At 40.9% G+C, this 5881-nt stretch carries 6 protein-coding genes, 1 rRNA gene and 3 pseudogenes; 7 read left to right on the top strand and 3 right to left on the bottom strand.

Annotated features, from left to right (window positions below):
* The first annotated feature begins 101 nt into the window (after positions 1-101).
* The 6 genes and pseudogenes from ACYTXL_RS07795 to ACYTXL_RS07770 all read left to right on the top strand — a co-directional run bounded on the left by ACYTXL_RS07795 (position 102) and on the right by ACYTXL_RS07770 (position 2142).
* Entirely contained in the window at positions 102-440 is a 339-nt protein-coding gene (locus ACYTXL_RS07795) for a DUF6972 family protein (protein ID WP_461924205.1), read from the top strand.
* Positions 388-657 (top strand): hypothetical protein, encoded by a 270-nt coding sequence (locus ACYTXL_RS07790; protein WP_461924204.1) that lies wholly within the window; start codon positions 388-390, stop codon positions 655-657. The genes ACYTXL_RS07795 and ACYTXL_RS07790 overlap by 53 nt, the downstream gene beginning before the upstream one ends.
* A gap of 92 nt (positions 658-749) precedes the next feature.
* Positions 750-908 (top strand): hypothetical protein, encoded by a 159-nt coding sequence (locus tag ACYTXL_RS07785; protein WP_461924203.1) that lies wholly within the window; start codon positions 750-752, stop codon positions 906-908.
* A gap of 186 nt (positions 909-1094) precedes the next feature.
* Positions 1095-1367: pseudogene (locus tag ACYTXL_RS07780) on the top strand (hypothetical protein).
* A pseudogene (locus tag ACYTXL_RS07775) lies at positions 1364-1495 on the top strand (clan AA aspartic protease); the annotation flags it as partial. The pseudogenes ACYTXL_RS07780 and ACYTXL_RS07775, both read left to right, overlap by 4 nt.
* 95 nt (positions 1496-1590) lie before the next feature.
* Positions 1591-2142: pseudogene (locus ACYTXL_RS07770) on the top strand (Uma2 family endonuclease).
* A gap of 521 nt (positions 2143-2663) precedes the next feature.
* On the opposite strand, the gene ACYTXL_RS07765 reads toward ACYTXL_RS07770, so the two are convergent.
* From ACYTXL_RS07765 to rsmA, 3 genes are all read right to left on the bottom strand, one after another.
* Positions 2664-2993 carry a DUF3082 domain-containing protein gene (locus tag ACYTXL_RS07765; protein ID WP_461924202.1) on the bottom strand — a complete coding sequence of 110 codons (330 nt, stop codon included), beginning with the start codon at positions 2991-2993 and terminating at the stop codon, positions 2664-2666.
* A gap of 163 nt (positions 2994-3156) precedes the next feature.
* Positions 3157-4110: a 4-(cytidine 5'-diphospho)-2-C-methyl-D-erythritol kinase gene (gene ispE / locus ACYTXL_RS07760; protein WP_461924201.1), complete on the bottom strand. Its 954-nt coding sequence runs from the start codon at positions 4108-4110 to the stop codon at positions 3157-3159.
* Between the two features lie 105 nt (positions 4111-4215).
* The gene (gene rsmA, locus ACYTXL_RS07755; protein ID WP_461924200.1) at positions 4216-5064 is read right to left on the bottom strand and encodes a 16S rRNA (adenine(1518)-N(6)/adenine(1519)-N(6))-dimethyltransferase RsmA; all 849 of its coding nucleotides are present in this window, start codon (positions 5062-5064) and stop codon (positions 4216-4218) included.
* Positions 5065-5795: 731 nt separating this feature from the next.
* Here rsmA and ACYTXL_RS07750 point away from each other — a divergent pair.
* Positions 5796-5881, top strand: a 16S ribosomal RNA gene (locus tag ACYTXL_RS07750); the annotation flags it as partial.

The following is a 5881-nucleotide window of genomic DNA, read 5'->3' as shown; positions in this document are numbered from 1 at the left end:
AAGCTATGGCTGACGCTGTAAATTATATTACCGAAGATGATGCCTTCGGTTGGTTCAACCACTGTGGTCTATTTACCTGAAAATTGCTGTAACTCTTAATCATGAGTGGAATTAATCGTCAAATTACCCTTGACGTTAGACAAGTTGCCAAGCACATAGCAGGTACACCTCAAAGTCAAAGACTTCTCAAACGAGGACTTGCCGCTCATGTATTTAACGATGAACCTACAATGAATAGAGTTACTCAAGCCATAATAGAAAATGGGCAGTTCACCGGAATGATTCGAGGATATGACCGTTATGGGATGTTTTTTAATGAACCAATAGGTTATAGAATCAGTCCAGATGGTAGCCGTATTCTACTTTACTATGGGGAGATAAAAATCAATGCAGACGAACAATACCACGTCATCCCTCGCACAAGACCGAGTGAAGAATAACTGGGAATTTACAGAAGTATGGATAGATCCAATGTTATCCCCTCCATATATTCTTTTATTGCTTTGCGACAGAGAAGATAACTGTCAAGTTTATGATCCGGCGCAGGGTTATAAAATTGTATTTTCTGGTAATGAGTATAATGCAGCAAAATTATGGTTATTAGAAGATGAGTATGAACCAATTGAAGGTAGGCTTTTAGCTGCGGAATTGGTCTGAGTTACTAGAGAGTTTTTAGAGAATATGATTAAGAGTGCTTGCATAAATCACATCATTTACGCAAGCGTCATAAGTGCTAACTAAGTTTTTTAATGATATCTGTTACTTTTTTGCCTTCAAGATTTTTGCGCGAAAGTAAACCTTTGACAAATTTGTTAGGCAATCATGTCAGAATACGTCAATCTAAACCAATTACCCTACCCAAAGACTTAAGATTCACCATGAAGGATGCGATCGCCTTTCGCAGGTGATTTCAGATATCCTTTGCCGATATAATCAGTAGGTAAACTAAGTAAAGTCGATATGAAGCCCACAAACGAACAAACTCAGGGACTCTACAGGCTGCGTGTAGCTTGCTTCCCCGTAGGGATACGCGATCGCACATAATTATATATTGAGATAGAATCAATACAAATCAAGAATTAAGGAGTAAGAGCGTGCAAGCCATACTTTTAAGCCGCGAAGAAGTTGGACGACGTGCGAAAGAACTATACGAAAATAGCATTCGTCAACAAGTAGAACGAGAATAAAATATCGGTAAGATGGTGATTATTGATATAGAAACAGGTGAATATGCCGTTGATAAAACAGGCTTAGAATCGGCACGATATTTAGATAATAAAAACCCATTAGCTCGACTTTTTGGCATTCGTATTGGTTACAAAGTTGCTGTTTTCTTCAGTGGTGAGATGGAGCGTGATTATCGGTGATTTCTGGTATTGTCAAGAAGGGACGCGCCACCGTTAATATCATATTTAGACTACCCATACCCAATCAACCAGATTTTACTATTGAATTTGTTATCGATACAGGTTTTACAGAGTTTCTTTCCTTACCCATTGATGAATTGTAGTTGCTTTCTGATTCGGAATCAGACCTGAAATGCCTTTAAAATGGGAGAATATAAAGAATCATTTGGAGGAATCAATCGTCATGACTGTGATAGTTGCTAAGTGGACGATTAACGAATATCACCGCATGATTGACGCTGGCATTTTGAGCGATCGCAAAGTTGAACTACTTAAAGGAGAAATTGTCGAAATGTCGCCAGAAGGTGAACCCCATGCTTATAGTAGTGGTGAAGCTGGTGAGTATCTAGCAAAGCTATTGGCTGGACGCGCCAAAATTCGTCATGCTAAACCAATTACTCTACCCAACGACTCGGAACCAGAACCAGATATTGCCATTGTCCAATCTTTAGGACGCGAGTATCGACAGCATCATCCCTATCCAGAAAATATTTTCTGGTTGATTGAGTAGGCTAACTCTAGTTTAGAAAAAGATTTAGACACAAAAAGCAAAATCTATGCAGAAGCAGGTATTTTAGAATACTGGGTTGTAAATCTAAAAAAGTTACACCTGGTGGTGTTTCGAGAAATCTTACATGGAGAGTACGCGAGAAAACTAACATTAACTGACGGAAAAATTCAACCGCTTGCATTCCCAGATGTTTCTGTTGCGGTGGAACAAATTATTAACAGCTAAGATAATTTACATAGGACTTACGCACTGTACAAATTAACCATAATCCGAATTATGAGATTTCGTCGTTTCACTCCCTTCGTATAATCCTAATTTACTCGCATATTTGCGATCGCTGGGTGCTAAACATAGCTGAAATACCCAAATAGCGTGTAGTACTTATGTACGATGCGTAAGTCGTATTACAGTCTTTTTTATCTCTTTAAACCACAGTCATGTGTAGATTAGTACTTCTATACTGAACCGATCTACCTTATAGTTTAATTACCTGAAAATTGCTGAGATATTGCTTAACTAAAACCCATTGCATTATGGTTTGATAAGCTAATGAGCATTTAAGTTGCATAAAAGCAGGGCTGTTCGCGAAGCGTTCCCGTAGGGTAGCCCTTACTACAAGCGAATCATTCTGGAAAAATGAATGACGATTAGCTTAGTAGAATTAGTACACAGTAGTAACAAAGAAACAAATACGTGCAACCTATAGAAAAACTTGTGCCTTTAGGTTGCTGATTAAAAACAAATTACTAGTTTTCACTACTTTTTTCTTTGGTCAACTGCTGTACTAATAATTGCACTCCCAAAGCCAACAAACCAATTGCCACTATACTAAATATTCCGCTTCCCAAAGCAACTACACCAACAACCAGAGTACGAACAGCAGAAGAAATCTTCACCACCAATGGATTAATTGAATGGATAGGTTTAGTAGCAAAATTTGTAGCGATCGCAATCATCAGCGAATACACTGCAAATCCCATTCCTCCCGAAATCACCGCCCCAGTAAAACAGCGTAACGGACTCGCACTCACCTGTATTTTAGTGTCTGTTTGTGGTGTTAACTTTTGGTCATTCATAACATTTTAGATTTTAGATTTTGCATTAGAGCATTAGAAATAATTCTTGTCCTCGGCTAATCGTCATTCAAATTGCATCTTTGCGTATTTTTAGCAATTTGAACTATGCGACTTAAAAGCTCATCAGCTTATTCCTTATGCTCCATTAACGATAAAGATTTATTTAAACTGAATATCCAACCTGAATCCCATGTGTAATTGTCCGAGTCACAAACAATTCTAAGTCTTCATCAAGAATTGCCTCTCTCACTTGCAGCTTAACTTGTTCTGCCTGCTGTTGAGACTCCAAAAGAGCAAATACTGTTGGGCCAGAACCAGACATCATTGTTCCTAAAACGCCTTCTTGATTTGCAAACACCTCTCGCAGTTGCAAGACTTGGGGATAGGCTGGCAATATCACGCGCTCCAAATCATTATGCAGTTTTTGGGCAATTTCTCCCGCATCTTTATCCAGGATGGTTTTTACTATTGCTCCTGAATGAACTGCACTAGCACGGGCTGCCAAGTTGTCGCTATCTCTAATATAAGAATTACCAAACTGGTGTCGATAGGTTTTGTATGCCCAAGCGGTGGAAACTTCCAGGCTGCGGTATTTTGCCAACACTATATATATACTATCCAAACTTGGCAGAGGAGAAAGTTGCTCACCTCTACCTGTTGCGATCGCAGTTCCACCCGCTACACAAAACGGTACATCTGAACCAAGTGTGCCTCCCAACTCCTCTAATTCTGACTGAGTTAATCCTAATTTCCACAGTAAATCTATCCCCACTAACACAGCTGCTGCATTCGTTGAACCCCCAGCCAACCCAGCAGCTACAGGAATTTGCTTGTTGATGGTAATCTCCACGCCCGCATATTTAGCAAAGGCTTCGGGAAATTGCCTCGCCATTAATTCTGCTGCTCGGTATGCCAGATTACTTTTATCTGTCGGTACTTGTGGGTGGTTGCAGTGAACACGGATGCTGTCAGTGCTAATAGAACGCACATCAATTTTGTCTGCAAGACCAATACTCTGAAGTATCATAGCTAACTCGTGATAGCCATCAGGGCGATCGCCAATGATTTCCAGATACAAGTTAATTTTGGCAGGGGCAATTAGGGTGTAGGAACGCATTTTCTGGGAGTGGGACGTAAGGATAAGGCAATCTGGAGTGGGGAATCGGCAGTGGGGAGTGGGATAAAAATCTGTCTTATTCTCTTGTCCCTTATTTTCTACTCCCTACTCCCCACTCCCCACTCCCAGTTCATTTGCTAGGATTACCCATTGCTGAACGCTGAGGTCTTCGGCTCTGGCTTGGGGATTTACTTCTAATTGTTCCAGTAAGTGGCTCAGGCGATCGCGTTCTATAACTGATTGCAAATTATTTCGTAACATTTTGCGCTTGGCACCAAACCCCAACTTTAAGAAGTTCTCTAACTGTCGGGGATTAAGTGCTGGTATTCCTATTTTTCGGGGGCGCAATCGCACCACTGCTGAATCGACTTTTGGTGGTGGATGGAATGCAGTCGCTGGAACTGTGCAGATTAACTCACATTCAGCCAAATACTGTACCCGCACACTCAACGCCCCAAATGCTTTTGATCCTGGTTTAGCATACAACCTTTCTGCTACTTCTTTTTGTACCAGCAACACTATTGAGTCAAATGGTTCGGGGTTTGAGTTGGCGATCGTACCAAGTAGTTTCTCAATGATCGGCCCTGTAATATTGTAGGGGATATTAGCTACTACTTTATTTGGCTGTTGGAAATTGGGAAAGGCTACCAGATGAGATGGTAAATCCAGAGTGAGAAAATCACCTTGCAGCAGTAAAAAATTTTCAGTCTTACCAAGTTGCTTTGCCAATAGTTGGCATAAGTCGCGGTCTATCTCAACTGCAACCAGAGATTGCACTAACGGTAATAAACGACGAGTCAAAATGCCGGTTCCAGGCCCAATTTCCAGGATGCGATCGCCCTTAGCGTTAGCGGAGCGATCGCATCCTGTACACTCTGCTGCTTGAATAATTGCGTCGAGTGCCTTTTCACTTTTGAGCCAATGTTGAGCAAAGAGCTTACGTGGTCGGATCATCTGTATTTATTGCCTAGTCTGGTTTTTAGCTTTTTCTCAAAAATTCTGGTTAAAAAATCTGATTGGAGAATTATCATGGCGATGCCTTCTTTGCGAGAGGCTACGCATAGCTTGCTTAAGAGTAGGGGTACGCCAACGCACTTAAATCTCCAGAGTCATTGCGGTAATTTTTCTTTTTCCCACTTCCTCAAATTTATTGCTCATCATCTTGACAAAATTACTACCTTATAAATGGTGAAATCCGTCTACAGCGCTAGACTCACTGTAACGGATCTTCATATAAGGGACTGCCTATCTTCTCTTGTCTACGAGAAACTGTCCTAACCAGACGCTCCGCGAAGGTAGCGTAGCCTCTTCGAGTACTCGAATGTCGATACAACCCAGATTCGGCATCCTAAACTGTCACAGCACAAGGTTCAGCCACTTCCTATTCGCGTCTTTTCTGTTCCTTAATTCACCTGAAAGTAATGCCAGTCAGGCGATTTGCCATTTTATAAAAAAAATGACTTTCCCCCTTGACAAACTAGGGAATGACTAGTTACTCTAGTTAAGTGCGAAGGCGAAAGAAGCCAACGACCGCTGAACCTAAAAAACATAATACTTTGAAAGCTTAAGAAAAAACCAATCCTCGTCAAAAGAATTAACTTTTGGGATTTACTGAAAAGTTAATCGAAATTATAACTAGGATTCCGGAAAATATTTTTTTCGGAGCCGCAAACTCGAAACAAACCAAAACGGAGAGTTTGATCCTGGCTCAGGATGAACGCTGGCGGTATGCTTAACACATGCAAGTCGAACGAAACCTTTAGGGGTTGAG

This window comes from Nostoc sp. (assembly GCF_054880495.1).
The sequence above is the reverse complement of the archived record's forward strand: the minus strand, read 5'-3'. Positions and strand labels throughout refer to the sequence as shown.